Source organism: Hydrogenophaga aquatica, assembly GCF_054780915.1.
On the sequence record NZ_BAAGVK010000011.1, the window covers coordinates 698227 to 722434 of the forward strand.

The window sequence follows — 24208 nt, forward strand, 5'->3', positions numbered from 1 at the left end:
CCCCCATGAACGCCTACCTTCCCAGCGCCGGTGACGCCGGCTTCATCCTCTTTGACGTGCTGCAGGCCCATGAGCAACTGGCTCAACTGCCCGCCTTGGCCGAAAACGCCGACCCCGACCTGATGCGCCAGGTGCTGGAAGAGGCCGGCAAGTTCGCGGGCGAAGTGGTGGCCCCGCTCAATCGCGACGGCGACGAAATCGGCGCGCAATGGAAGGCTGGCAGCGTGACCATGCCCCCGGGCTTTCGCGACGCTTACCAGGCCTTCTGGCAGGCGGGCTGGCCCGCCCTGTCGGCCGCGCCGGAAGACGGCGGCCAGGGCCTGCCCACGGTGCTGGAAATGGTGCTGTACGAGTGGTTGAGCGCCGCCAACCACGGCTGGACCATGGCCCCCGGTCTGCTGCACGGCGCCTACGAATGCATCAAGCACCACGCCAGCGACGAGCTCAAGGCCCGCTACCTGGAGAAGGTGGCCACGGGCGAATGGCTGTCCACCATGTGCCTGACCGAACCCCATGCAGGCAGCGACCTGGGCCTGGTGCGTACCAAGGCCGTGCCCCAGGCCGACGGCAGCTACCGCCTGAGCGGCACCAAGATCTTCATCTCGGGTGGCGAGCACGACCTCACCGACAACATCGTGCACCTGGTGCTGGCCCGCCTGCCCGACAGCCCGCCCGGCCCCAAGGGCCTGTCGCTGTTCCTGGTGCCCAAGTTCTACGAAGACGGCAGCCGCAGCGCGGTTGAGTGCGAACGCATTGAAGAAAAGATGGGCCTGCACGGCAGCCCCACCTGCGTGATGCGATTCGACGAAGCCACCGGCTGGCTGGTGGGTGAGCATGGCAAGGGCCTCAACGCCATGTTCCTGATGATGAACGCCGCCCGCGTGCACGTGGCGTTGCAGGGCGTGGGCCTGCTCGACGCCGCCTGGCAGAAGGCCAACGCCTACGCGCATGACCGCCGCCAGATGCGTGCGCCGGGCTCACGCGATCCGTCTCAGCCCGCCGACCCCATCATCCAGCACCCAGCCGTGCAGCGGCTGCTGGACACGCAACGCGCCTGGGTGGACGCCGGGCGCGTGCTGGCCTACGCCACCGCCATTGAGCTGGACGTGGCCAAGCACCACCCCGACGCCGCACGCCGCCAGCAGGCCCAGCAGTGGTGTGCCCTGGCCACCCCTGTGCTCAAAGCCAGCTGGACGGACCAGGCCTTCCACGGTGCCAGCGACTGCCTGCAGGTCTTCGGCGGCCACGGCTTCGTTCGCGAATGGGGCATCGAACAGATCGTGCGCGATTCGCGCGTGGCCATGATCTACGAAGGCACCAACGAAATCCAGGCCATCGACCTGCTCATGCGCAAGGTGCTGGCCGACCAGGGCGCTGGCATGTGCACTCTGCTCGACCGCATCGAAGCCGATCTGGCGCCAGCCAGCGCGGCCGACGACCGCGCTCGCGAAGCCTTGGCAGCACTGCGTGCCCTGCTGGAGAACATCCGCACCGCCGGGCCCGATGCGGCGAGCAAGCTCTACCCCGTCGCAGGCGACTTCCTCCGAGTCGTCACCTTCACGCTGATGGCCTGGGCCTGGGCGCGGCTGGAGCGTTGCGCCTTGCCTCACGATCAGGCGAAGGGCGCACGCGCCTTTGCCCGCTGGGTCTGGCCCGAACGCGCCATGCGCCAGGGCATGGTCGAACAGGCCTTGGCATGACGGGTCGGCGGGGCAACGTCAGCGCGGTGCAGGCCTGCCCCCGGTATCATGTCACCCCCTGAACCCAACCGAAGCGCCCCGCCACCGATGGCCGACCAGACCACCGCCACCACCCAGTTCCGCCGCCCCACCGCCGCTCGCAAGAAGGCGGCGTCGTCGCCCGCCCCTGCGCGGCCGAGCGACACTGCGGTGGACAAGGTGGACACATCCTTCCTGGAAAGCCTGGTCGGCTACAACGCACGCCGTGCGGCGCTGTCGGTGATTGCTGTCTTCCTCGACCGCATGGCCCCGTTCGGGCTGCGGGTGGTGGACTTCTCGGTGCTCACGCTCATCGCGCACAACCCGGGCATCACCTCGCGCCAGCTGTGCGCCGCGCTCGACATCCTGCCGCCCAACCTGGTCGGCATGATCAAGGGCATGGAAAAACAAGGCTGGGTGGAAAAACGCGAACACCCCACGGACCGGCGGGCGCAGGGCCTGCACCTGACCGAAGCGGGCAAGCTACTGCAAGCCGACGCTCAGGCCACCGTCGCCTCCCTCGAGACCGAGGCCATCACCCACCTCTCGGACAGCGAGCGCACCACCCTGCTGCGGCTGCTGCGCAAGGTCTACCGCCCCAAGGGCTGACGGGTCAGAACGCCTCTTTCTCGGCTTCCAGGTAAGCCAGGCTCACGTATTTGCCGATGTTGCTCTCGAAGCCTGCCATGCCAGCCGCGCGGCTGGCCACGCGCGGGTCCTTCAGCACGGCTGCCTTGGCGGCCTCCACGCCCTGCCCGGCCTCCACGGCCTTCAGGCAGGGCTCGTAAATCCCGGCCATGAACTCGCCGTAGGTCTTGAGCAGTTCCTTGCTGCCATTGCCGTGCCCAGGCACCCACAGCTGGTCGCCCGCTGCGGCCTGGATGGCCTCGTAATACTTGAACGTGCCACGGTAAGAACCGTCATCTATGTTGGCGATGCGGTTCTCCATGGCAATGTCACCCACATAGGTCAGGCGGTCCTGCACCACCTCCACGCAAAGGTCCGACGGGGTGTGCGCCGTGCCGTAGTGATGCATTTTCAGCGTCACGTCGCCAAACTGGTAGGTCTTGCCATGCACCGTCGCCTGGTTGGGCGGCACCACCTGCGTACCCATGGTCGCCTGGTTGGTCCAGCGTTCCATCAGGCTGCGCCACAGGTTGCCCTCCACGCCCTTGATCTGCTCAATGGTGTGGGGCAGCGCGTAGATGGGCAGGTTGGGACCGTAGGTCTTCACAAAGGCGTGGTTGCCCAGCCAGTGGTCGCCATGGTAGTGGCTGTTGAACACCGCCACCACCGGCTGCTGGGTCACCTTGCGGATCATGCGGATCGCCATCTGGCCGATCTGCAGCGAGGCGCCGGAGTCCAGCACCACCACCCCCGCGCTGGTCACCACAAAGAGCACGTTGGCCATCAGGCCCTGGTTGTCCGCCGTGGGAAATCCGTCCTTGGCATAAACCATCCAGACGTGCTGCGACAGCTGCTGCGGCGCCACATCCGGCACCGGCGGCCCTTCGATGAAGTCCTGCACCTGCTGAGCGAACAAACGCACCTCGGGCACGGTCATCAAGCCCGCCCCGGCCAGCCCCAGCCCCCCTGCCAGCCTGAGCCAATGACGGCGTGTCGCGCCTTGCTGTGCGTTGAACATGGGTGGTGTCTCCTTTACCGGTCTGTCAGGCTATGGCCAACAAATCATTCAATAAGCAATTATGGATGTTTATTGTCGACCCCATGCCGCCAGATGTCAAAAATCCGTGGCAAAGCGCCGGTCAGAGGCGCAGGCGGCGGGCAATCTCGGTCACGAGCTGGCGTGCCAGGACCAGCTTGGGACCATGCGGCAGTTCCCGCGTGCCTTCAGCATCCACCAGCAGCAAGGCGTTGTCGTCACGCCCGAAGGTGGCCGGGCCGATGTTGCCCACCAGCAGCGGCACGCCCTTACGTTCGCGCTTGGCCTGTGCGTGAGCCAGCAGGTCGTGGCTCTCGGCGGCAAAACCCACGCAGTACAGGGCACCTTCGCGTGCACGCGAGCTGGCGGCCACGCCCGCCAGAATGTCGGGGTTTTCCACAAACGCCAAAGCAGGCGGCAAGCCGCTGCCGTCCTTCTTGATCTTCTGGCCGGCGGCGCTGGCAGGCCGCCAGTCCGCCACGGCAGCGGCGGCCACGAACACCGTCGCACGGTCCACTTCGGCCAGCACCGCAGCCTGCATCTGCAAAGCCGACTGCACATCAACGCGGCGCACACCACGCGGCGTGGGCAGGTGCACGGGGCCGGCCACCAGCGTCACGTCGGCCCCGGCCTCGCGGGCGGCGCGCGCCACGGCAAACCCCATCTTGCCGCTGCTGTGGTTGGTAATGCCGCGCACCGGGTCGATCGCCTCAAAGGTGGGCCCTGCCGTCACCAGCACGTGCTGCCCGGCCAGCACCTTGGGCTGGAAATGCGCAATCAGTTCGTCCAGCAGCTCCTGGGGCTCCAGCATGCGGCCGTCGCCCACCTCGCCGCAGGCCTGGTCGCCCTGGCCCACCGCCAGCACCACGGCGCCGTCCGCGCGCAACTGCGCCGCATTGCGCTGGGTGGCAGGGTGCGCCCACATCTCGCGGTTCATGGCCGGGGCCAGCAGCAGGGGCGTGCGGTCGAGCGGGCGAGCCAGGCAGGTCAGGGTCAGCAGGTCGGCGGCGCGGCCCTGGGCCAGCTGGGCCATCAGGTCGGCGCTGGCCGGGGCAATCAGTATCGCGTCCGGCTCTCGCCCCAGGCGGATGTGCGGCATGTTGTTGGGCTCGCTGGCGTCCCACTGGCTCAACAGCACGGGCCGGTTGCTCAGGGCCTGCATCGTCACCGGGGTGATGAACTGCGTGGCAGCCTCTGTCATCACCACCTGTACGCTCGCCCCGGCCTTCACCAGCAAACGGCACAACTCGGCCGACTTGTAGCAGGCAATGCCCCCAGAGAGGCCCAGGACGATGTGTTTTCCGGCAAGGTCTTCCATGGGCGGGAATGTACCACTGGCGCACGCGCGCCCTGGCCGGTCACGGCGGCCCTGGCTCACCCCGCTCGACCGCCAGCAGCGCCTTCAGGTCATCGCGGCCGCGCTGGGTGATGCCGAGCAGCGCCGCCCGGTCCCCCCGGACCTTCAGCGCCGCGTCCAGCAGCGCCATGTCATGGGTCTCGAAATGCCTCACAATGGTCGCTGCCCTGTCGGGTGTCTCGCCCAAAGCCAGCAGCGACTGGCGGGCCGCCTCCAGCGACGAGTGGAACGTCTCCCTGATGGGTTGCAAGCCACGCTCCCGCAGCTCGAAGGCATCGGTGCGGCTGCGCGCCCTCACCACCACCGGCACGTGCGGCCAGCGCTGTTGCACCACGTCTGCCATGGTCAGCGCCGCCTGCGGATCGTTCACCGCGATCACCAGCAGCCTGGCCTGTGCAATGCCAGCCTCTTCCAGCAGGTCCAGCCTGGCAGCGTCGCCGTAGTAGCACTTCCATCCGAACTCCCGCATCAGTTCCACCTGGTCCGGGTCGTTGTCGATGAGCGTTGCCGGAACACCGTGCGCCACCAGCACCCGCCCCACCACCTGTCCGAAGCGGCCAAACCCGGCGATGATCACCCCGTTCGACTCTTCGATGGTTTCACGGGGCCGCTCACCGCAGTCCATCTTGACGAAGCGCTGGTGCAGGAACAGCAGCAGGGGCGTGCAAAGCATGGACACCGCCACAACCGCGTTGAGCAGGTCATAAGTCTGGCGCGTCAGCAGGTTCTGGCCCAACGCCGCGCCAAAGATCACGAACGCAAACTCCCCCACCTGCGACAAGGCCAAGGCCAGCAGCAGGGCCTCGCGGTTCTTCAAGGCAAAGGCTCTGCCCAGGCCGAACAGGACGGCCGCCTTGAATGCCACCACCAGCAGTGCCAGGCCAATGATGGTCCCGGGCTCTCGTGCCAGCAGCGACACGTCCACCGACATGCCCACGGCAATGAAGAACAGCCCCAGCAGCAGCCCTTTCACCGGCTCGATGTCCAGGCGCAGCTCGTAGCGGTATTCCGAACCGGCCAGCAGCACGCCCGCCAGGAACGTTCCCAGCGCCATCGACAGCCCCACCGACTGCACCGCCATGGCCACGCCGATGACCAGCAGCAGCGAAAAGGCGAAGAAGATTTCACGCATGCCCGTGCGGGCCACGATCCGCATCACCGGGTTGAGCACCGTCCGGCTCACCAGAACGATGGCCGCGATCACTGCTAGCGCCTTGGGCACGGCCCAGACATCGAAACCGTTGCTGGACGCCGCAGGCGCGATCAGCGCCAGCAGAAGGAACAGCGGAATGACCGACAGGTCCTGGAACAGCAGCACCGCGAAGGAGGCCTGTCCGCCTGGAGAGCTCAGAAGCTTCTTCTCCTCCAGGGACGCCAGCCCGATGGCCGTCGAAGACATGGCGATGCCCGCCCCGGCCACGGCGGCCGTCTGCCAAGGCAGCCCCGCCAGAGTCAACACCAGCACGACCAGGGCCAAGGTACCCGTCACCTGCAGCCCGCCCAGCCCGAACAAGGGCTTGCGCAGGCTCCACACCTTCTCGGGCTCCAGCTCCAGCCCCACCAGGAACAGCAGCAGCACCACCCCGAATTCGGCGAAGTGCAGCACCTGCTCCGGGTCCGTGATCAGCCGGAGCACATGCGGCCCGATCAGGATGCCCGCAATCAGGTAGCCCAGCACCGAACCCAGCCCCAGCCGCTTGGACAGGGGCACGGCCAGCACTGCTGCGGCCAGGTAAACCGCTGCATGAGCAAGAAACGCGGTAGAGCCCATGGGAACCTCGGCTGATCAAAACGCCCAGTGTAGTGCGGGGCCGACAACCATCCATCCCCGGCTAACCAGGGTCGAAATCACTTCGTAACCCGGCATCAGGTCACGGCTTTTATAATCGGCATTTCCTCTCCTGCGGACCTGCAAAGGTTCGTCTGCGACATGACCAAATTTGTGTTCGTTACCGGCGGCGTGGTGTCCTCACTGGGCAAGGGCATCGCCTCCGCCTCGCTGGCTGCGCTGCTCGAATCGCGCGGCCTCAAAGTCACCCTCATCAAGCTCGACCCCTACCTCAACGTGGATCCGGGCACCATGAGCCCCTTCCAGCACGGGGAAGTGTTCGTCACCGACGACGGCGCGGAGACCGACCTCGACCTGGGCCACTACGAGCGCTTCATCAACACCCGGATGAAGAAGGCCAACAACTTCACCACGGGCCAGATCTACAAGTCCGTGCTGGAGAAGGAACGCCGTGGCGACTACCTGGGCAAGACCGTGCAGGTCATTCCCCATGTCACCAATGAGATCCAGGAATTCGTCAAGCGCGGCGCGGGCATCGGCACGCCAGACGCGGTCGATGTCGCCATCGTCGAGATCGGCGGCACCGTGGGCGACATCGAGTCCCTGCCCTTCCTGGAGGCGGTGCGTCAGCTCAGCCTGCGCATGGGCCCCAACAATGCGGCCTTCGTGCACCTCACCTACGTGCCCTGGATCGCCGCCGCTGGCGAGCTCAAGACCAAACCCACGCAGCACACCGTGCAGAAGATGCGCGAGATCGGTATCCAGCCCGACGCGCTGCTGTGCCGCGCCGACCGCGTCATCCCCGACGACGAGCGCGAAAAGATCAGCCTATTCACCAACGTGGCGCAGTGGGGTGTCATCTCCATGCCCGACGTGGACACCATCTACAAGGTGCCGCGCGTGCTGCACGAGCAGGGGCTCGACGGCCTGATCTGCGACAAGCTGCGCCTGAACACCCCGCCCGCCAACCTCAAGCGCTGGGACGACCTGGTCTACGAGGTGGAGCACCCGCAGGGCAAGGTGCAGATCGCCATGGTGGGCAAGTACGTGGACCTGTCCGACAGCTACAAGTCGCTCAACGAAGCGCTGCGCCACGCGGGCATGAAAAACCACGTCAAGGCCGAGATCACCTACATCGACTCCGAGACGCTCACGCCCGACAACGTTGCCAGGGAACTGGGCCGCTTCGACGCCATCCTGGTGCCCGGCGGCTTCGGCAAGCGCGGCACCGAAGGCAAGATTGCCGCTGCCCGCTACGCCCGCGAGAACAAGGTACCCTACCTAGGCATCTGCCTGGGCATGCAGGTTGCCACCATTGAGTTCGCACGCCACGTGGCAGGCCTGGCCAACGCCAACTCCACCGAATTCGACCCCGCCACGCCGCACCCAGTCATCGCCCTCATCGACGAATGGCAGGATGCCGACGGCTCCATCCAGAAGCGCGACGCCAACTCCGACCTGGGCGGCACCATGCGCCTGGGCGCACAAAGCTCCGACGTGGCTGCAGGCACCCTGGCCTACAGCATCTACGGCCCGGTGGTCACCGAGCGCCACCGCCACCGCTACGAAGCCAACACACAGTACCTGGACGCACTGCGCAAGGCGGGCCTCGTCATCTCCGCGCTCACCCAGCGCGAACAGCTGACCGAGATCGTCGAACTGCCGCAGAACGTGCACCCCTGGTACATGGGTGTGCAGTTCCACCCCGAGTTCAAGTCCACGCCCTGGGACGGCCACCCGCTGTTCAACGCCTTCGTGAAGGCGGGTCTGGACCAGCACGCACGCAAAGGCTGAAGCCATGCAACTCTGCGGATTCGACGTAGGCCTGGACCGGCCGTTTTTCCTGATCGCAGGCACCTGCTCCATCGAGGGGCTGGAGATGTCGCTTGAAGTGGCCGGCCAGCTCAAGGAAATCTGCTCGGGCCTGGGCATTCCACTGATCTACAAGGGCTCCTTCGACAAGGCCAACCGCTCGTCGGGCTCCAGCCAGCGCGGCGTCGGGCTGGACGCGGGCCTGAAGATCCTGGATGAAGTCCGCAAGCAGCTGCAAGTCCCGATCTTGACCGACGTGCACGACGAGTCGCAGGTGGCCGAGGTGGCCAGTGTGGTGGACGTGCTGCAGACTCCCGCCTTCCTGTGCCGCCAGACCGACTTCATCCGCGCGGTGGCGCAGTCGGGCAAGCCGGTCAACATCAAGAAGGGGCAGTTCCTCGCACCCTGGGACATGAAGAACGTCATCGACAAGGCCCGCGCCGCCGCGCGTGAGGCCGGTCTGTCGGAAGACCGCTTTCTGGCCTGCGAGCGCGGCGTCAGCTTCGGCTACAACAACCTGGTGGCCGACATGACCAGCCTGGCCGAGATGCGCAAGTCCGGCGCACCGGTGGTGTTCGACGTGACGCACTCCGTGCAAAAACCCGGCGGCCTGGGTGCCAGCAGCGGTGGCGCGCGCGAGATGGTGCCCGTGCTGGCCCGTGCCGGCGTGGCCGCAGGCGTGGCGGGCCTGTTCATGGAAACCCACCCCCGCCCGCCCGAAGCCTGGTCCGACGGCCCCAACGCCGTTCCCCTCAAGCACATGAAGTCCCTGCTGGAAACCCTGGTCGCGCTGGACGGCGTGACCAAGCGCAACGGTTTCCTGGAAAACCGCTTCAACGAGTTCTGACACCGGAAAGCCCCCCATGACCAGCGCTTACATCATCGTCGACATGCAGATCTCCAACCCGGAGCAGTACAAGCAGTACATGGCGCAGGCACCCGCTGCGGTCAAGGCTGCTGGCGGTGAATACCTGGTGCGCGGCGGGCGTTTCGAGGTGATGGAAGGCAACTGGAGCCCGGCACGCATCGCCATGCTGCGCTTCCCCAGCTTCGAGCAGGCCAAGGCCTTCTACGACGGCGAAATGTACCGCCAGGCGCGAGCCCAGCGGGACGGCGCCACCCAGTTCTTCAACATGATCCTGGTCGAGGGCGTGGCCGAGCCCGTTTTCTGACCCAGACACAACTACAAACCCATACCGAAAGGAAACCATGAGCGCAATCGTTGATATCGTCGGCCGCGAAGTGCTGGACAGCCGAGGCAACCCCACCGTCGAGTGCGACGTTCTGCTGGAAAGCGGCGTGATGGGCCGTGCCGCCGTGCCGTCCGGCGCCTCCACCGGCAGCCGCGAGGCCATCGAACTGCGCGACGGCGACAAGAGCCGCTACCTGGGCAAAGGCGTGCTCAAGGCCGTTGAACACATCAACACCGAAATCAGCGAAGCCGTGCTTGGCCTGGACGCCTCCGAGCAAGCCTTCCTGGACAAGACCCTGATCGACCTGGACGGCACCGAGAACAAGAGCCGCCTGGGCGCCAACGCCATGCTGGCCGTCTCCATGGCCGTGGCCCGTGCCGCCGCCGAGGAAGCCGGCCTGCCGCTGTACCGCTACTTCGGCGGCAGCACCAGCATGCAGATGCCCGTGCCGATGATGAACGTCATCAACGGCGGCGCGCACGCCAACAACAACCTCGACCTGCAGGAATTCATGATCCTGCCGGTAGGCGCGCCCAGCTTCCGCGAAGCCCTGCGCTGGGGTGCCGAAGTGTTCCACGCGCTCAAGAAGATCATCCACGACAAGGGCATGAGCACCGCCGTGGGCGACGAGGGCGGCTTCGCCCCCTCCGTGGCCAACCACGAGGCCGCCATTCAGCTGATTCTGGAAGCCATCGACAAGGCTGGCTACACCGCCGGTGAACAGATCGCCCTGGGCTTGGACTGCGCCGCCAGCGAGTTCTACAAGGACGGCAAGTACCACCTGGAAGGCGAAGGCCTGGTGCTGTCCGCCGAAGAGTGGACCAACATCCTGGCCACCTGGTGCGACAAGTACCCCATCATCTCCATCGAAGACGGCATGCACGAAGGTGACTGGGCGGGCTGGAAACACCTGACCGAGCGCCTGGGCAACAAGGTTCAGCTGGTGGGCGACGACCTGTTCGTCACCAACACCAAGATCCTGAAGGAAGGCATCAGCAAGGGCATTGCCAACTCCATCCTCATCAAGATCAACCAGATCGGCACCCTGACCGAGACCTTCGCCGCCATCGAGATGGCCAAGCGCGCAGGCTACACCGCCGTCATCAGCCACCGCTCTGGCGAAACCGAAGACTCCACCATCGCCGACATCGCCGTGGGCCTGAATGCCCTGCAAATCAAGACCGGCTCCATGAGCCGTTCCGACCGCATGGCCAAGTACAACCAGCTCCTGCGCATTGAAGAGGACCTGGGTGACGTGGCCAGCTACCCCGGCCGCGACGCGTTCTACAACCTCCGCTGAAACACCAGCAAGGCCGCATGACCATGGGCGCCCGCTTCGTCGCGGCCTTATTGCTGGTGCTGCTGGGCAGCCTTCACGTCCAGCTCTGGTGGGGACGCGGCAGCGTTCCCCAGGTGAACGCCCTGCGCCAGGATCTGGCCGAGCAGGAAAAGGCCAACGCCGAGGCGCGCCAGCGCAACGAGCAGCTGGCCAGTGAGGTGCGTGACCTGCGCGAAGGCCTGGACATGGTCGAGGAAATGGCCCGGCACGAACTGGGCATGGTCAAACCCAACGAGATATTCGTTCAGGTGGCCAAGCCCAAGCCATGACGGTTTCCAATGGGTTGGTTTGCCTGGTGGGCGCCCCGGGCACCCAGCCCCATGCTGTTGCCCAGGCTCTCACAGATCTTCAACCCGGCCTTCAATGCAAGGTTTTCACCTCACCAGGCGACTTCGGAGCCTTCAGGTCAGGTCAGGCGCAAGACTTGCCAACGGACACGCGGATATTGCTGCTCGCGCATGACACGCCCGCCCCCGCTGACGCCCAGGCGGACGATGCGTGGCGAGCAGTACTCTGGAAGTCCCAGGTGCCACATCAGGTCATTTACGGTACTGAAGAAAGTTTGGTCACCCACGCCGCTCAGGCACTGGGGCTGCTCCCCGCACCGCCCAGGCGCACCATGGCACCCTGGGCATGCGAGAAATGCAGCGACCCGGACTGCGAGCACCGGCTGTTCCAGGACCTGCTGAAGCAACGCACCTGAACATCAACCCGAGCCGGGCCCACACAGGGCCGGCTCCGGCAGGACGGCCGTCACTGCATCTGGTTCGAACCAGGCGGCTGCTGCTGCCGCGAGAGGAACAACCGGGCGGCATCCACGGCATCGAAGCGGTACTTCATGCCGCAGAAATCGCAGCCAACCTCCAACTCGCCCCGCTCGGCCAGCACGGACTCCACCTCTTCCACGCCCAGCCCCTGCAACATGCCTGCCACCCGCTCGCGCGAGCAGGTGCAGGAAAAGCGCGGCGCGGGCGCGCCCTCACCGGGCACGAAGCGCATCAGCTTTTCCTGCCAGAACAGGCGGTGCAGGATGGTGTCGGCATCCAGCTCCAGCAGCTCTTCACGCTTGAGGCTGGCCGCCAGCATGGCAATGCGGTTGAAGTCCTCGTTGTGACCCAACTGGTCTTCTTCGGCCCGGGTGGCGGCCGTGCCAGACAGGTTGGCTTCGCCCGTGGCCGGAATCCTCTGGATGAGCAGCCCGGCAGCCATGTGTTCGTTGGCCGCCAGCACCAGCTTGGTGTCGAGCTGTTCGCTCTGCAGCATGTAGTGCTCCAGCACGTCGCTCATGCGCTCCAGCTTTTCATGGCGGGCACCGCTGAGGGGCACCACACCCTGGTAAGGCTGCTGGCCCGGCATGCGGTCCTTCGGGTCCAGGGTGATGGCGCACCGCCCCTGCCCGTTGACGTTCACCATGTGGCTCAGCGGCACACCCTGCGCCACCTCGCCCGTGACCTTGGCCGTGGCCCGGAAGCCGAAGTCCGGCTGCACCTCGGCCACCGCCAGCTTCACCGGCCCGTCGCCGAAAATCTGCAACACCAGGGAACCGTTGAACTTGATGTTCCCCTGCATCAGCACCGCAGCGGCAGACATCTCGCCCAGAAGCTCGCACACCGCCTGCGGGTAGGCCCCCGATTGCGCGTGGCGGTGCAGGATTTCCTGCCAGCCGTCGGTCAACCTCACCAGCATGCCGCGAACCGGCATGCCCTCGAACAAAAACTTGTGCAGTTCAGACACTGGCCTGAGCCTTTCCGTTCAATGGTTTCAGGCCAGCCTGGTACCGGCGGGCATTCTCTACATAGTGGCGCGCGCTGCGGCGCAGACCTTCGATCTGTTCGGGTGTGAGTTGACGCACCACCTTGGCGGGGCTGCCCAAGATCATGGAGCCATCGGGAAACTCCTTGCCCTCGGTGACCAGCGAACCCGCGCCCACCAGGCAATGCTTGCCAATTCTCGCGCCATTGAGCACGACCGCCCCGATACCGATGAGCGACTCATCACCTATGGTGCAACCGTGCAGCATCACCTGGTGACCCACGGTGACGTTTTCCCCGATGGTCAAGGGGAACCCGGCGTCAGCGTGCAACACGCTGGCATCCTGGATGTTGCTGCCCTTGCCCACGGTGATGTTGTCGGTGTCACCACGGATGACGGTACCGAACCACACGCTGCTGTCCTCGCCCAGGGTCACGCGGCCAATCACCTGGGCGCTGTCGGCCACAAAGGCGCTCGGGTGCACCTGCGGCACCAGATCGTCAAGTTGGTATGTGCTCATCCGTAGAATTGTAGGATGCACGCTCCAGAACTGCGCGCGCAGGCCCTGGATGCCCTGTGCTGCGCCGATATCGACGAAAAATGCCGCCTGGCGACCCAGCTCTGGCACCAGGCCAGACGCATCCCGCTGGACACCAACGCCCACCTCCTGGCAGATGTTCCGCTGCCGGGCCGCCCCGCTGCGCCCCGCCTCATTCACCCCGGCAACGTGCCGCAGCGCTCCCCATTCACCCCGGAAGGCGGGGCTGCGCTCATCCATGCCATCTGCCACATCGAATTCAACGCCATCAATCTGGCGTTGGACGCCGTGTCGCGCTTCGCGGGCATGCCGCATGAGTTCTACCTGGACTGGCTGCGCGTGGCAGCCGAAGAGGCCTACCACTTCGGCCTGCTGCGCGGGCACCTGCGCGCCCTGCCCCACGTCACCCCTGGCCAGCGCTGGGATTACGGCGATTTCGAAGCCCACGACGGCCTGTGGGCCATGTGCGAAAAAACCGCTGGCGACATCACCGCGCGCATGGCGCTTGTTCCACGCACACTGGAGGCACGGGGCCTGGACGCCACGCCACTGATCCAGGCCAAACTGCGTAAGGTGGGCACCCCGCAGGCACTGGAGACCGTGGCCATCCTGGACATCATCCTGCGCGACGAGGTAGGCCACGTGGCCATCGGCAACCACTGGTACCGCTGGCTGTGCGAACGCCAGGGGCTGGACCCTGTGAGCCACTACCGTGTGCTGGCGCGGCATTACAGCGCGCCACGCCTGAAGCCCCCGTTCAACACAGCCGCTCGGCAGCAGGCGGGCTTCAGCCAGGCCGAACTGGACTACCTGCAGCAGGTGGTGTGAGCGGCCAGCCTCACCCGCGCGGGTGGTGTCTGGCATGCAGCTGCTTGAGCCGCTCCCGGGCCACGTGGGTGTAGATGGTGGTGGTTGAGATGTCGGCGTGCCCCAGCAACAGCTGCACGGCACGCAAGTCAGCACCGTGGTTGAGCAGATGGGTGGCAAAGGCATGGCGCAGCGTGTGCGGCGACAGGTGCGTGGTGATTCCGGCCTGCTGTGCGTACTTCTTCACCAGTACCCAGAACATCACGCGCGTCATTCCGGCGCCACGCGCGGTCACAAACAGGTCCTCGCTCATCTGCCCGGCCAGAATGCCCGGCCGCGCTTCGGCCAGGTAACTCCGCAGCCAGCGCAACGCCTCGTCGCCGAAGGGCACCAGCCGCTCCTTGTTGCCCTTGCCCGTGACGCGCAGCACCTGGTCGGCAAGGCTCAATTCAAAGGTGCGCAAGCCCACCAGTTCGCTCACGCGCAGCCCGCTGGCGTACATCAGTTCCAGCATGGCACGGTCGCGCAGGCCCAGGGGCTGGCCGGTGTCGGGCGCCCTCAGCAGTGCCTCCACCTGCGCCTCGGTCAGCGTCTTGGGCACACGGGCCAGCTGCTTGGCCGCCAGCAGCTTCAACGTCGGGTCAGTCTGCACCAGCCCTTCCCGCAGCGCCCAGCGGTAAAAGCGCCGCAGCACCGTCAATCGGCGGTTGGCACTGGTGGCCTTGCCTCCCTCATGCAGTTTGACGGCCATGTAGGCCTGCAAGTCTGCCTCGCAGGCACCTGTCAGCGGCAAGGCCTGCTGTCCGGCCCGGGCACCTTGCGGGCCCGTGTCGGCCAGCCACGCGGCAAACTGCGACAGGTCACGCCGGTAGGCCTCCAGGGTGTTGCCTGCCAGGCCATCCTCCAGCCACAGCGCATCTATGAATCGTTCCAAGGGCATCCCATGCTCTCCTGCGGGGATTATGGTCCGGCACCGTTCGCAGGCAGAATCCGGAATGACAACGGATGCTCACCATGCTCACACTGTTCCCCATTCCTGCCTTTGCCGACAACTACATCTGGCTGCTGCACAACGGCCGTGACGCCTGGGTCGTTGACCCCGGTGACGCGGCGCCGGTGCAAACCCACCTGCGCGAGCACGGCCTGACGCTGCGCGGCATCCTGCTCACCCACCACCATGCCGACCACACCGGCGGCGTTGACGATTTGCGCACCACCACGGGTGCCCGGGTGTTCGGCCCCGCGTTCGAAGCGCTGCCTGAACCCGTGGAACGTCTTGGGGAAAGCGACCAGGTGGAACTGCTTGGCCTGACATTCCAGATCCTTGAAGTGCCCGGTCACACCGCTGGCCATATTGCATATTTCGCACCTGATGCCGGCGGCGGCCCGCTGCTCTTCTGCGGTGACACGCTGTTTTCCGGGGGATGCGGCCGCCTGTTCGAGGGCACACCGGCGCAAATGCTCGCTTCCCTTGACAAGCTTGCAGCGTTGCCCGCCAGCACCCGTGTCTGTTGCACCCACGAATACACATTGAGCAACCTGCGCTTTGCGCTGGCGGTGGAGCCGGGCAATGTGGATCTGGCGAACTACAACAGCCACTGCGAACAACTGCGTTCACAGGGTCTGCCCACCCTGCCCGGCAACCTTGGGCAGGAGCTGCGCATCAACCCCTTCCTGCGCAGCCGACAACCTGAAGTGGCGGCCTCGGCCAAGGCGCAGTCACCCGAAGCCGTGGGCGACGTGGCCATATTCGCGGCGCTGCGGGAATGGAAGAACCGTTTCCGGTGAACCGTGCCACCCCAAGGCCTGCCGTGTGTAACAGGCCCCGATACGTAACAGGCAACCTCGGACGGGAACCGGTGGCAGATAATCCGGTCTGCACATCTTTAAGCAAATGACCGGTGCGATGACACGATCCCGAATCTGGTTGCCTCTGTGGGCAACACTGACCCTGAGTGCCTGCAGCACCGTTCCTCTCTCATCCGACCCGTCCCAGGGCGCTTCGGCGTCCGGCGGCGACGGTGCGTCCGCCTACGCCCTGCAAGCTCCCCCGAAGCGTCGCAGCCCCTCGCTGGTGCCCAGCGGGCCTTTGCAAGCGCTCACCGTCAGCAAGGCAGAACCGCCGCCCCAGAGCGTGGCAACGCTTGAGGCCCCGAAAGACCTGTGGGAGCGCATGCGCCGCGGTTTTGCCATGCCCAACCTCGACACCGATCTGGTTCGGGATCGCGAACAATGGTACGCCAGCCGCCCTGACTACCTTCAGCGCATGACCGAACGGGGCAGCAAGTACCTGTTCCACATCGTCGAAGAGCTGGAACGGCGCAACCTTCCCCTTGAGCTGGCGCTGCTCCCTTTCATCGAAAGCGCCTTCAACCCACAGGCCGTCTCCAGTGCCAAGGCCGCTGGCATGTGGCAGTTCATGCCCGCCACGGGCCTGCACTTCGACCTGAAGCAGAACGCCTTTCGCGACGACCGCCGCGACGTGCTGGCATCCACCCGCGCCGCGCTTGACTATCTGGAACGGCTTCACCGCATGTTCGGCGACTGGCACCTGGCGCTGGCCGCCTACAACTGGGGTGAAGGCAACGTGGCCCGGGCCATCAAGCGCAACGAGCAAGCCGGATTGCCCACCGGCTACACCCACCTGCGCATGCCGGAAGAAACCCGCTACTACGTGCCGAAGTTCCAGGCGGTCAAAAACATCGTCTCCCAGCCGGAACGGCTGGGAGCGCGCCTGCCGTTCATCGGGAACCACCCCTTCTTCGATACGGCCACCATCGAGCGCGACATGGATGTCTCGCTCATCGCCGAACTGGCTGCGGTGACCGAGAAAGACTTCCGGCAGCTCAACCCCTCGCACAACAAGCCTGTGATCCTGGCAGCCGGCACTCCCACCGTGCTGCTGCCCTGGGACAACACGCGCCTGTTCGAGGAACGGCTGAAAGCCCACAAGGGCCCCTTGGCCAGTTGGACAGTGTGGCGCGTGCCCCGCAACATGACAGTGGCTGAAGCCGCCAAGGAGCATGGCCTGACAGAAAAACAGATGCGGGACATGAACCGCATTCCCCCGCGCATGGCCCTGCGCGCGGGTGCCACGGTGCTCGTGCCCCGCAGCGAGCGGTACAGCACCGACGTGCCCGAGCACATTGCCGACACCGGCCAGATCCTGCTCACCCCCGAATCACAGGGCCGCGCAAGCAAAACGGTTCAGGTCCGCAAGGGTGACACGCTGGCAAGCATTGCCCGCCAGCACAAGGTCAGCGTGGCAAACCTGCGCAAATGGAACGGGTTGGGCGCAAACGCCGCCGTAAGCGCCGGGCAGACCCTCGTGATCCAGTCGCCTGCCAGAGTGGCGGCCAAGAGCGGGGGCGGCAAAAAGAGTGCCAAGGCGAAAGTCATCAAGAAACCCGCTGGTCAGACCACGCTTCAAGCCAAGACCAAAAGCCCGGCAACACGCTGAGCGCGCCACCTGGAGCGTGGCCTAGACCTTGAACACGGTCTTGGCCCGCTGCGAGAAGCGGTTCGTGAAGGTCTGTGCGGGCTGCACGCCCGCCAAAGGCAGGTCCAGCTGCAGCCGGTCCAGTGCACGCATCACGTTCATTGGCCCTTCGGGCGGAATCACGCCGTCAGTGGCCAGGGTCTCACGGCATTTGCTGAACGCCGCCAGGAAAACCGCCCTATCACCCCACATGTGGCTTTCCGGCACATGGGTGATCAGGTCCGAAGGCGTTGCCGTGTGCAGCCATTTCAGCGCACGTACCACACCATTGGCCAGCCCCTGGCAGATGGCCGGATGGCGTTCGATGAACTCGGTGGGCGCGCTCAGGCAGGTGCACAGCACAGGCCCACCGAACACGTGGTCGCTGCCGCGCAAGCCCCGCGTGTCGCTGATCACACGGATGACACCGTCCTGCTCCAGGCGGGTGATCAGGGGGTCGGTGTAGCTGACTGCGTCGATTTCACCGGTATGGAAGGCTTCGAGCGCCCGCTCCGCGTCCGGCACCTCGACGAAGTTGACATCGGTGAGGCGTAGACCGGCCCGGAGCAAAACCAACCGGGCCACGCGGTGGCCCAGTGACCCCGAGGCAAACACCCCAATGCTGCATCCGGCCAGGTCGCGAACCGTGGCATGGCCGGGCACGGCCGTGGGCGACACCCCCAGCACCACCTGCGGCCCGCGTGACATCAGCACAAACGCCTGGTGCGGACGGCGGTTGGCGTGTTGCAAAACCGTCCTCTCGAAGGTTCCGGCAAACACGTCAGCCGGGTACTGCACCAGCGTGTTGAGCATCCACGCGTGACGAGGAAGCTCGGTCAGCTGGACATCCAGCCCCTCGGCACGGAAATAGCCCAGCCGCAACGCGAGTATCAGCGGCAACTGCTTGATCTGCCTGGGGTTTTGCACCACCACGTTGACGCGCTGCAGCGGCCCCGCAGGTGCAGCCAGGACGGCCGGCATCCCACAGGATGCTGCCAATCCCCAGCCCAAGACTACCCTACGCTTGACCATTTGCAACCTCGACCCGTACCGGGGCCGCGAGAACCCCCATTCATCACGGATATCGAGATTACGTTCGCGCCGCATTCCTCACATCAGGACCGACCCCGAGCGGGAAAACACCCATGGGGAGAACCCTGAGGAATCGGCCACTTAGCGCCGGTCGGCCAGCGCGTGGGCGATGGTGCCCAGGTCCACGTATTCCAGCTCGCTGCCGATGGGCACGCCGCGTGCCAGCCGCGTGACCTGGATGTGCCCCTTGAGCGCCTGCGCAATGACGTGTGCCGTGGCCTCGCCTTCGGCTGTGAAGTTGGTGGCCAGGATCACTTCGCGCACCTCGTTGGGCGGCGGCGCCGCGATCCGGTCGAACAGCTTCTGCAGACCGATGTCTCGCGGGCCCACGCCATCCAGAGGGCTGAGCTTGCCCATGAGAACGAAGTAACGCCCCCGGTAGGCCCCGGTACGCTCCATGGCTGCCTGATCGGCCGGTGTCTCCACCACACAAAGCTGGCCGGTGTCGCGCTGGGGGTCCTGGCAGGTGGTGCAGACGTCGTCTTCCGTGAACGTGTGGCACAACGCGCAGTGCCGTACCTGGGCGGCAGCCTCCTGCAGCGCCCGCGCGAGCTGCAACGCACCATCGCGGTCATGCTGCAGCAGGTGAAACGCCATGCGCGACGCCGACTTCACCCCGACACCCGGCAGCCGCTGCAAGGCACGCACCAGGGCGTCCAGTTGGGAACCGGCCATCGCGCAGCGCCTGTCAGAACGGGAACTTCATGCCGCCGGGCAAGCCCGGCATACCTGCAGTGATCTTGGCCATCTTCTCCTGCGAAGTCTCTTCGGCCTTGCGCACTGCCGCGTTGAACGCAGCGGCCACCAGATCTTCCAGCATGTCCTTGTCGTCGGCCAGGAGGCTGGGGTCGATGGTGACGCGCTTGACATCGTGCTTGCAGGTCATCACGACCTTGACCAGGCCAGCGCCCGATTCGCCAGTGACCTCGATGTTGCCGAGTTCGTCCTGCGCCTTCTTCAGGTTGTCCTGCATGGCTTGTGCCTGCTTCATCAGGCCGGCGAGTTGTCCTTTGTTGAACATGGGTATTCCTTGTGAATGAATGGGGGAAAGTCAGAGCGGTTGGATGCTGCCGGGCACGATTTTGCCGCCAAAGTCGCGCATCATCGCCTGAACGAAAGGGTCCTGGAGCATGGTTTCCTCGGCACGGCGCTGGCGCTCCGCCGCCGCCGCCGCCAGTCTCTTGGCGGGGGAATCGTCCACGGGGCCTGTCTCCAGGGTCAGGCGAACATCATGCCCTGCCGCCTGCAAGGCGGCCTGCAGTCTGTCACGCGACCCCGACTGCGCCAGGGACGTGTTGGGCACGCAAAGCCGCCATTGACCGCCATCGGACGACACCAGGCAAGACTGCAGCGCCAATTCACGCACCAGTGCGCCGATGGCTTCCGCCTTGACCAGCGCCATCACGGTGTCGTACCAGAAGTCTGCCAGGCCAGCATCCCGCGGGTTTGGCTGCATCGTTGGCTGAGCCGGGGCAGACGGCGCAGGGGCTGCCTCGACGGCAACATCTTGCGCTAAATGGTCTGGCTCCTCGGCCGCAATGACAGGCTCTGGAACAGGCACCGCCACAGGTGCGGGTGCGGGTGCGGGTGCGGGTGCGGGTGCGGGTGCGGGTGCGGGTGCGGGTGCGGGTGCGGGTGCGGGTGCGGGTGCGGCCATCTTCGCCGCTGCAGGCACCTCAACCGGCGTTTTCAGAGTTTTTTTTTCCGCCCCTGCCGGTTTGAATGCCAGCAAGCGCAGCAGCACCATGGTCAGTGCCGCGTATTCGTCGGGGGCCAGCCCCAGTTCGCCGCGCCCGTGCAGACAAAGGCTGTAGAGCAGCTGGGTTTCGTCGGGCGGCAACACTGCGGCCAGGCGGGCCACTTCCAATGCCTCGGGGTCGTTGACGTCGGCGGCCACACCCGGCACGGCCTGGGCCACTGCCATGCGTTGCAGCGCCCCAGTCATTTCTTCCAGCGTGGAAGCAGCGCTGAAACCGTTCACACGCAAGGCGTCCACCGTTTCCACCACGGTCTTGCCATCACCCAGGGCCAGCGCCTCGATCAGCGTCCAAACATGGCTGCGGTCCACGGCACCCAGCATCTGGCGAACGGCGGCTTCCTGCAACTGGCCGCCGCCAAAGGCAATGGCCTGGTCGGTCAGGCTGAGCGCGTCGCGCATGGAGCCGCGGGCAGAGCGAGCCAGCAACCGCAGCGCCAACGGGTCCGCGGGCACGTTCTCGGCGGCCAGCACACGCGTCAGGTGCTCCAGCACCGTCTCGGGAGCCATCGGGCGCAGGTTGAACTGCAGGCAACGGCTCAGCACCGTCACGGGCACCTTCTGCGGGTCGGTGGTGGCCAGCACGAACTTCAGGTACTCGGGCGGCTCCTCCAGCGTCTTCAACATGGCGTTGAAGGCCGTGTTGGTCAGCATGTGCACTTCATCGATCATGAAGACCTTGAAACGCCCCTGCACCGGCTTGTAAACCGCCTGCTCCAACAGGGCTTGCACTTCGTCGACGCCCCGGTTGGAAGCAGCGTCAAGCTCGGTGTAATCGACAAAGCGGCCAGAATCGATATCGGTGCACGCCTGGCACACACCGCAAGGCGTGGCGGTGATGCCGCCCTGCCCGTCCGGGCCGGTGCAGTTGAGCGACTTGGCCAGGATGCGCGAAACCGTGGTCTTGCCCACCCCCCGGGTGCCCGTGAACAGGTAGGCATGGTGCAACCGCTGTGTGGTGAGCGCATTGCCCAGGGCCTGCACGACGTGCTCCTGCCCCACCATTTCAGCGAAATTCTTGGGGCGGTACTTGCGGGCCAGGACAACGTAGGACATGGGTGGATTCTATCGGTGGCCAGCGCATGACCCGGCACCTCCCGCAGACTGCGTGGCCGGCAGGGTATTCCCCAGTCGCATACAATCCACGCTGACGGGCCTTCCCGCATGGTGAAGCGGCCAACCGGGTCAGGTGGGGAACCAAGCAGCCCTAACTGTGGAGCCAGTGCCGGGGTCAAGGCTCGTCACCTTTATTTTCAGATGTCCTTGAGAATCAAGGACTTCAGCAAAATCAAGGGGTTACTACCGTTCGGTGTGTCACCCGACTGTGTCACTTTCTCAGGTGAAAATGAGCAAAGAAGACATGGCCCAAGTCACTGGCCTGCATCAGCGTAACGGCGTTTATCAACTCCGTGTCATGGTCCCACACGACCTCCGGGACCACTACGGCAAAAGCAGCGTCCGCACTAGCCTGGGGACCAGCTCCCGCACCGAAGCCACCTACAAGGCCACTTTGGCCCGTGCTGACTGGCTGGCGCAGTTTGAGCAAAAGCGCAGGGAACTGCGCCCTCAAATGCTGGACAAGGTCACCCATGAACTGGCTATTCAATTGGCTGAACGCATCAGGGCTTCTGTCCTCGGTATGGACGATGCACTCCGCGACCACCCTTCAGCTCTTGAGGTAGTCCTGGATGTGGCTCACAGCATCAAGGCCACAGCACTCAGTCGCCTGACCATCAGCAAAGCCCAACCTCCGGCCCGACAACCACACTCGCCGCAGTCGGGTCTGGACGGCCTCTCTGACCGGCAAGCTGCAGAGCTGGCACAGATGAACAAGGAGGTCTCGGACCACAGTGCCCAGCTCATGGCTCGTAGGCAGCTCTCTGCCATCCTGCCTATGGTTCAAACTGAGGCACGAAAGTTGGGGCTGTCCTTTACCGAGAGCACCCCAGGCGTCCGTGAAGCCCTGAAGGTCTGCTTGGCTGCATACCGTGAGGCACACCTGGACATCACCCGCAGGGACGCCGGAGAGGCCATAGAAGCCCCCAAGACGTCCGCAAAGGGCATCATGGCGACCGCCCTACAGACCGCCACCTCCAGGACCTTGCGGGACGTTTTCGAGCGCTGGGAGAAGTCGGGTGAATCCCCGAAGAGGAAAGATTCCATACAGGCCATGGACCGTGCCCTGCGCCAATTCGAGGAACGGCACCCCGGCATTCTCCTTGCTGACATTACCCGTGAGATGGGCGATGCGTACCGAGCTTGGCTCCGTGACAACTCTGGGACACCCAAGACAGCACGAGACCGGCTCACAGCCATCAAGTCACTGCTGAAGTACGCCCATCGGACGCTACAGTGGACGGAGCGACACACATGGGAAGGCTTGGACATCAAGGCAAAGACCACAAACAAGCGTCGTGCCATCACCACCGAAGAAATGGGCAAGCTGTTCGGCACCCCCCTGCACACAAAGTACTGCCTGCCCGATTCAAAACAGGGCGGACGGGATGCCGCCTACTGGATTCCGCTTCTTGGAGCCTACACAGGTGCCCGCCTGGGTGAGTTGTGTCAGCTGCGGACTGTGGACGTCACTACGGTGGGAGAAATCCCCGCCTTGGTCCTGACCGATGACGGGGAAGGCCTAAGCATCAAGACGGAGGCAGGACATCGCACCATCCCCATTCACAGTGAGTTGATTAGGCTTGGCTTCCTGGGTTATGCGGAGGCCATGCAGAATGCCGGTCATGCCTCACTCTGGCCAGCACTACCCATACGCAAGGGCAAGGCAAGCGATAAATTCGGCAGGTGGTTCCTGGAGTTCCGTAAGGGGCTGGAGATGGTCGGCACGGGTGCGCCATCTTTCCACTACTTCCGACATACCGTCCGTCCCATCATGCGCCGAGCTGGCGTGAGCAGCAAGATTCAGGACTTGATTACTGGCCATGAGACCAAGGGCAGTGTGGGCGATGAGGTCTACGATGAGGTGTTATTGGAAGAGCTGCGACCAGCAGTTGAGGCTATCAAGTATCCGTTCCTGTCACTCCCCGTGGTGTCACCGCACGCGAAACCCTGAGGGATTCACAGGGCACTCTGGATAAGGTTCAACAGAGGACGGCTAAAAAAAACAGGTGCACGCAGACGCACACACAGAACTCCAGGTCAGAAAGCCACGCAGAAGCTCTAGGAGGCACTAGGCGACCCTTTCACGCCCCGTGGCACCTTACCCTTAGACCGCACGAACTCCACCTCCAACGGCCATCTGTAGCACCATAGCCCCATCATTAACGCCATCGAAGAAAAACCGCAGAAGGCCGCCCAGGACCACCTTCAACTTCACCCCTGATACCACCCTCCGCACCGTCACCATCGACGGGGAACCCTGGTTCATCGCCAAGGACCTGTGCGATGTGCTGGGCTTCCGCGATGCGTTCAATGCCACGCGCTACCTGGACAGCACCGAGAAGACAACCCTCCAAATTAGAGGGTTCGCCCGAGGAGCAACGGCTGTCTCAGAGTCTGGTCTGTATGCACTCATCATGCGGAGTAGCAAGCCCGAGGCACAGCGGTTCCGCAAGTGGGTCACCTCGGTGGTCCTCCCGGCCATACGCAAGGACGGGGCCTACGTGATGGGCGAGGAGAAGGCCAAGACAGGTGAGATGGCCGAGGACGAGCTGATTGCCCGTGCCTTGGTCGCCGTGCAGACCAAGCTCAAGCGCCTGGAGGAAGAGCGGGAACGCCTGCTCCCGGCTGCTCAGGGGTACGACAAGTTCCTCAACACCGAGGGCACCGATTGATTCAGACCATCAATTGATGGCCTTGCCCTTGAGGTTGCTCAAAGCAGTGACCCTAGTACGTCAATTTATCCATGAGACACGGGGGACTGCAACCAACAAGGAGTATCTTGGTCTTGGTCTTGG

General features: G+C 64.9%; 23 protein-coding genes and 1 other RNA gene. 14 read left to right on the top strand and 10 right to left on the bottom strand.

Annotation, left to right across the window (positions count from 1 at the left end):
- The first annotated feature begins 5 nt into the window (after window positions 1-5).
- A complete protein-coding gene (locus tag ACYVHH_RS10700; RefSeq protein ID WP_460565128.1) occupies window positions 6-1700 on the top strand; it encodes an acyl-CoA dehydrogenase family protein in 1695 nt (564 codons plus the stop codon).
- Between the two features lie 87 nt (window positions 1701-1787).
- Window positions 1788-2327, top strand: a complete 540-nt coding sequence (locus ACYVHH_RS10705; protein ID WP_460565129.1) for a MarR family winged helix-turn-helix transcriptional regulator — start codon at window positions 1788-1790, stop codon at window positions 2325-2327.
- Between the two features lie 4 nt (window positions 2328-2331).
- Here the strand turns inward: ACYVHH_RS10705 and ACYVHH_RS10710 are convergent, their stop codons facing one another.
- The 3 genes from ACYVHH_RS10710 to ACYVHH_RS10720 all read right to left on the bottom strand — a co-directional run bounded on the left by ACYVHH_RS10710 (window position 2332) and on the right by ACYVHH_RS10720 (window position 6509).
- On the bottom strand, window positions 2332-3363 hold the full coding sequence (locus ACYVHH_RS10710; RefSeq protein ID WP_460565130.1) for an MBL fold metallo-hydrolase: 1032 nt from the start codon (window positions 3361-3363) through the stop codon (window positions 2332-2334).
- A 121-nt stretch (window positions 3364-3484) separates the two neighbouring features.
- Window positions 3485-4699: a bifunctional phosphopantothenoylcysteine decarboxylase/phosphopantothenate--cysteine ligase CoaBC gene (coaBC, locus tag ACYVHH_RS10715; RefSeq protein ID WP_460565131.1), complete on the bottom strand. Its 1215-nt coding sequence runs from the start codon at window positions 4697-4699 to the stop codon at window positions 3485-3487.
- Window positions 4700-4739: 40 nt separating this feature from the next.
- Window positions 4740-6509, bottom strand: a complete 1770-nt coding sequence (locus ACYVHH_RS10720) for a monovalent cation:proton antiporter-2 (CPA2) family protein (protein ID WP_460565132.1) — start codon at window positions 6507-6509, stop codon at window positions 4740-4742.
- 159 nt (window positions 6510-6668) lie between these two features.
- On the opposite strand from ACYVHH_RS10720, the gene ACYVHH_RS10725 reads away from it, so the two are divergent.
- The 6 genes from ACYVHH_RS10725 to ACYVHH_RS10750 all read left to right on the top strand — a co-directional run bounded on the left by ACYVHH_RS10725 (window position 6669) and on the right by ACYVHH_RS10750 (window position 11574).
- Window positions 6669-8321: a CTP synthase gene (locus ACYVHH_RS10725; RefSeq protein WP_460565133.1), complete on the top strand. Its 1653-nt coding sequence runs from the start codon at window positions 6669-6671 to the stop codon at window positions 8319-8321.
- Between the two features lie 4 nt (window positions 8322-8325).
- Entirely contained in the window at window positions 8326-9186 is an 861-nt protein-coding gene (gene kdsA, locus ACYVHH_RS10730; protein ID WP_460565134.1) for a 3-deoxy-8-phosphooctulonate synthase, read from the top strand.
- 16 nt (window positions 9187-9202) lie between these two features.
- The gene (locus ACYVHH_RS10735) at window positions 9203-9511 is read left to right on the top strand and encodes a DUF1330 domain-containing protein (RefSeq protein WP_460565135.1); all 309 of its coding nucleotides are present in this window, start codon (window positions 9203-9205) and stop codon (window positions 9509-9511) included.
- A gap of 37 nt (window positions 9512-9548) precedes the next feature.
- Complete coding sequence (gene eno, locus ACYVHH_RS10740) at window positions 9549-10832, top strand: phosphopyruvate hydratase (protein ID WP_460565136.1); 1284 nt, start codon at window positions 9549-9551, stop codon at window positions 10830-10832.
- Between the two features lie 23 nt (window positions 10833-10855).
- Window positions 10856-11140, top strand: coding sequence for a cell division protein FtsB (gene ftsB, locus ACYVHH_RS10745; protein ID WP_460565279.1), 285 nt, complete (start codon window positions 10856-10858; stop codon window positions 11138-11140).
- Window positions 11141-11295: 155 nt separating this feature from the next.
- The gene (locus ACYVHH_RS10750; RefSeq protein ID WP_460565137.1) at window positions 11296-11574 is read left to right on the top strand and encodes a hypothetical protein; all 279 of its coding nucleotides are present in this window, start codon (window positions 11296-11298) and stop codon (window positions 11572-11574) included.
- Window positions 11575-11624: 50 nt separating this feature from the next.
- On the opposite strand, the gene hslO is transcribed toward ACYVHH_RS10750, so the two are convergent.
- Together hslO and ACYVHH_RS10760 are read right to left on the bottom strand one after the other, a co-directional pair.
- A complete protein-coding gene (hslO, locus tag ACYVHH_RS10755) occupies window positions 11625-12605 on the bottom strand; it encodes an Hsp33 family molecular chaperone HslO (RefSeq protein ID WP_460565138.1) in 981 nt (326 codons plus the stop codon).
- Complete coding sequence (locus ACYVHH_RS10760; RefSeq protein ID WP_460565139.1) at window positions 12598-13143, bottom strand: gamma carbonic anhydrase family protein; 546 nt, start codon at window positions 13141-13143, stop codon at window positions 12598-12600. The genes hslO and ACYVHH_RS10760 overlap by 8 nt, the downstream gene beginning before the upstream one ends.
- A gap of 15 nt (window positions 13144-13158) precedes the next feature.
- Between ACYVHH_RS10760 and ACYVHH_RS10765 the strand changes: the two genes are divergently transcribed.
- Window positions 13159-13989 (top strand): ferritin-like domain-containing protein, encoded by an 831-nt coding sequence (locus tag ACYVHH_RS10765; protein WP_460565140.1) that lies wholly within the window; start codon window positions 13159-13161, stop codon window positions 13987-13989.
- Between the two features lie 10 nt (window positions 13990-13999).
- Here the strand turns inward: ACYVHH_RS10765 and xerD are convergent, their stop codons facing one another.
- Window positions 14000-14908, bottom strand: a complete 909-nt coding sequence (gene xerD, locus ACYVHH_RS10770; RefSeq protein ID WP_460565141.1) for a site-specific tyrosine recombinase XerD — start codon at window positions 14906-14908, stop codon at window positions 14000-14002.
- Between the two features lie 74 nt (window positions 14909-14982).
- Between xerD and gloB the strand changes: the two genes are divergently transcribed.
- Window positions 14983-15756, top strand: coding sequence for a hydroxyacylglutathione hydrolase (gene gloB / locus ACYVHH_RS10775; protein ID WP_460565142.1), 774 nt, complete (start codon window positions 14983-14985; stop codon window positions 15754-15756).
- Between the two features lie 118 nt (window positions 15757-15874).
- Complete coding sequence (locus ACYVHH_RS10780) at window positions 15875-17428, top strand: transglycosylase SLT domain-containing protein (protein ID WP_460565143.1); 1554 nt, start codon at window positions 15875-15877, stop codon at window positions 17426-17428.
- A gap of 21 nt (window positions 17429-17449) precedes the next feature.
- On the opposite strand, the gene ACYVHH_RS10785 is transcribed toward ACYVHH_RS10780, so the two are convergent.
- The 4 genes from ACYVHH_RS10785 to dnaX form a co-directional block, all read right to left on the bottom strand.
- Window positions 17450-18427 (bottom strand): ABC transporter substrate-binding protein, encoded by a 978-nt coding sequence (locus ACYVHH_RS10785; protein WP_460565144.1) that lies wholly within the window; start codon window positions 18425-18427, stop codon window positions 17450-17452.
- Window positions 18428-18619: 192 nt separating this feature from the next.
- Window positions 18620-19213 (bottom strand): recombination mediator RecR, encoded by a 594-nt coding sequence (recR, locus tag ACYVHH_RS10790; RefSeq protein ID WP_460565145.1) that lies wholly within the window; start codon window positions 19211-19213, stop codon window positions 18620-18622.
- A gap of 13 nt (window positions 19214-19226) precedes the next feature.
- Window positions 19227-19559 (bottom strand): YbaB/EbfC family nucleoid-associated protein, encoded by a 333-nt coding sequence (locus tag ACYVHH_RS10795; RefSeq protein WP_460565146.1) that lies wholly within the window; start codon window positions 19557-19559, stop codon window positions 19227-19229.
- 30 nt (window positions 19560-19589) lie between these two features.
- The gene (gene dnaX, locus ACYVHH_RS10800) at window positions 19590-21350 is read right to left on the bottom strand and encodes a DNA polymerase III subunit gamma/tau (RefSeq protein ID WP_460565147.1); all 1761 of its coding nucleotides are present in this window, start codon (window positions 21348-21350) and stop codon (window positions 19590-19592) included.
- 93 nt (window positions 21351-21443) lie between these two features.
- On the opposite strand from dnaX, the gene ffs reads away from it, so the two are divergent.
- The 3 genes from ffs to ACYVHH_RS10815 all read left to right on the top strand — a co-directional run bounded on the left by ffs (window position 21444) and on the right by ACYVHH_RS10815 (window position 24085).
- Window positions 21444-21540, top strand: an RNA gene (ffs, locus tag ACYVHH_RS10805) — signal recognition particle sRNA small type.
- A 99-nt stretch (window positions 21541-21639) separates the two neighbouring features.
- On the top strand, window positions 21640-23364 hold the full coding sequence (locus tag ACYVHH_RS10810) for a DUF6538 domain-containing protein (RefSeq protein WP_460565148.1): 1725 nt from the start codon (window positions 21640-21642) through the stop codon (window positions 23362-23364).
- Between the two features lie 334 nt (window positions 23365-23698).
- A complete protein-coding gene (locus tag ACYVHH_RS10815; protein ID WP_460565149.1) occupies window positions 23699-24085 on the top strand; it encodes a BRO-N domain-containing protein in 387 nt (128 codons plus the stop codon).
- Window positions 24086-24208 lie beyond the last annotated feature (123 nt).

Excerpts from the sequence above, each read along its gene's own strand:
- ACYVHH_RS10710 (WP_460565130.1), bottom strand. The coding sequence starts at position 3,363 with ATGTTCAACGCACAGCAAGGCGCGACACGCCGTCATTGGCTCAGGCTG.
- ACYVHH_RS10735 (WP_460565135.1), top strand. The coding sequence starts at position 9,203 with ATGACCAGCGCTTACATCATCGTCGACATGCAGATCTCCAACCCGGAG.
- ACYVHH_RS10785 (WP_460565144.1), bottom strand. The coding sequence starts at position 18,427 with ATGCCGGCCGTCCTGGCTGCACCTGCGGGGCCGCTGCAGCGCGTCAAC.
- eno (WP_460565136.1), top strand. The coding sequence starts at position 9,549 with ATGAGCGCAATCGTTGATATCGTCGGCCGCGAAGTGCTGGACAGCCGA.
- ACYVHH_RS10760 (WP_460565139.1), bottom strand. The coding sequence starts at position 13,143 with ATGAGCACATACCAACTTGACGATCTGGTGCCGCAGGTGCACCCGAGC.
- ACYVHH_RS10795 (WP_460565146.1), bottom strand. The coding sequence starts at position 19,559 with ATGTTCAACAAAGGACAACTCGCCGGCCTGATGAAGCAGGCACAAGCC.
- ACYVHH_RS10780 (WP_460565143.1), top strand. The coding sequence starts at position 15,875 with ATGACACGATCCCGAATCTGGTTGCCTCTGTGGGCAACACTGACCCTG.
- recR (WP_460565145.1), bottom strand. The coding sequence starts at position 19,213 with ATGGCCGGTTCCCAACTGGACGCCCTGGTGCGTGCCTTGCAGCGGCTG.
- ftsB (WP_460565279.1), top strand. The coding sequence starts at position 10,856 with ATGGGCGCCCGCTTCGTCGCGGCCTTATTGCTGGTGCTGCTGGGCAGC.
- xerD (WP_460565141.1), bottom strand. The coding sequence starts at position 14,908 with ATGCCCTTGGAACGATTCATAGATGCGCTGTGGCTGGAGGATGGCCTG.
- dnaX (WP_460565147.1), bottom strand. The coding sequence starts at position 21,350 with ATGTCCTACGTTGTCCTGGCCCGCAAGTACCGCCCCAAGAATTTCGCT.
- ACYVHH_RS10810 (WP_460565148.1), top strand. The coding sequence starts at position 21,640 with ATGAGCAAAGAAGACATGGCCCAAGTCACTGGCCTGCATCAGCGTAAC.
- kdsA (WP_460565134.1), top strand. The coding sequence starts at position 8,326 with ATGCAACTCTGCGGATTCGACGTAGGCCTGGACCGGCCGTTTTTCCTG.
- ACYVHH_RS10725 (WP_460565133.1), top strand. The coding sequence starts at position 6,669 with ATGACCAAATTTGTGTTCGTTACCGGCGGCGTGGTGTCCTCACTGGGC.
- ACYVHH_RS10720 (WP_460565132.1), bottom strand. The coding sequence starts at position 6,509 with ATGGGCTCTACCGCGTTTCTTGCTCATGCAGCGGTTTACCTGGCCGCA.
- coaBC (WP_460565131.1), bottom strand. The coding sequence starts at position 4,699 with ATGGAAGACCTTGCCGGAAAACACATCGTCCTGGGCCTCTCTGGGGGC.
- gloB (WP_460565142.1), top strand. The coding sequence starts at position 14,983 with ATGCTCACACTGTTCCCCATTCCTGCCTTTGCCGACAACTACATCTGG.
- ACYVHH_RS10700 (WP_460565128.1), top strand. The coding sequence starts at position 6 with ATGAACGCCTACCTTCCCAGCGCCGGTGACGCCGGCTTCATCCTCTTT.
- ACYVHH_RS10705 (WP_460565129.1), top strand. The coding sequence starts at position 1,788 with ATGGCCGACCAGACCACCGCCACCACCCAGTTCCGCCGCCCCACCGCC.
- ACYVHH_RS10765 (WP_460565140.1), top strand. The coding sequence starts at position 13,159 with ATGCACGCTCCAGAACTGCGCGCGCAGGCCCTGGATGCCCTGTGCTGC.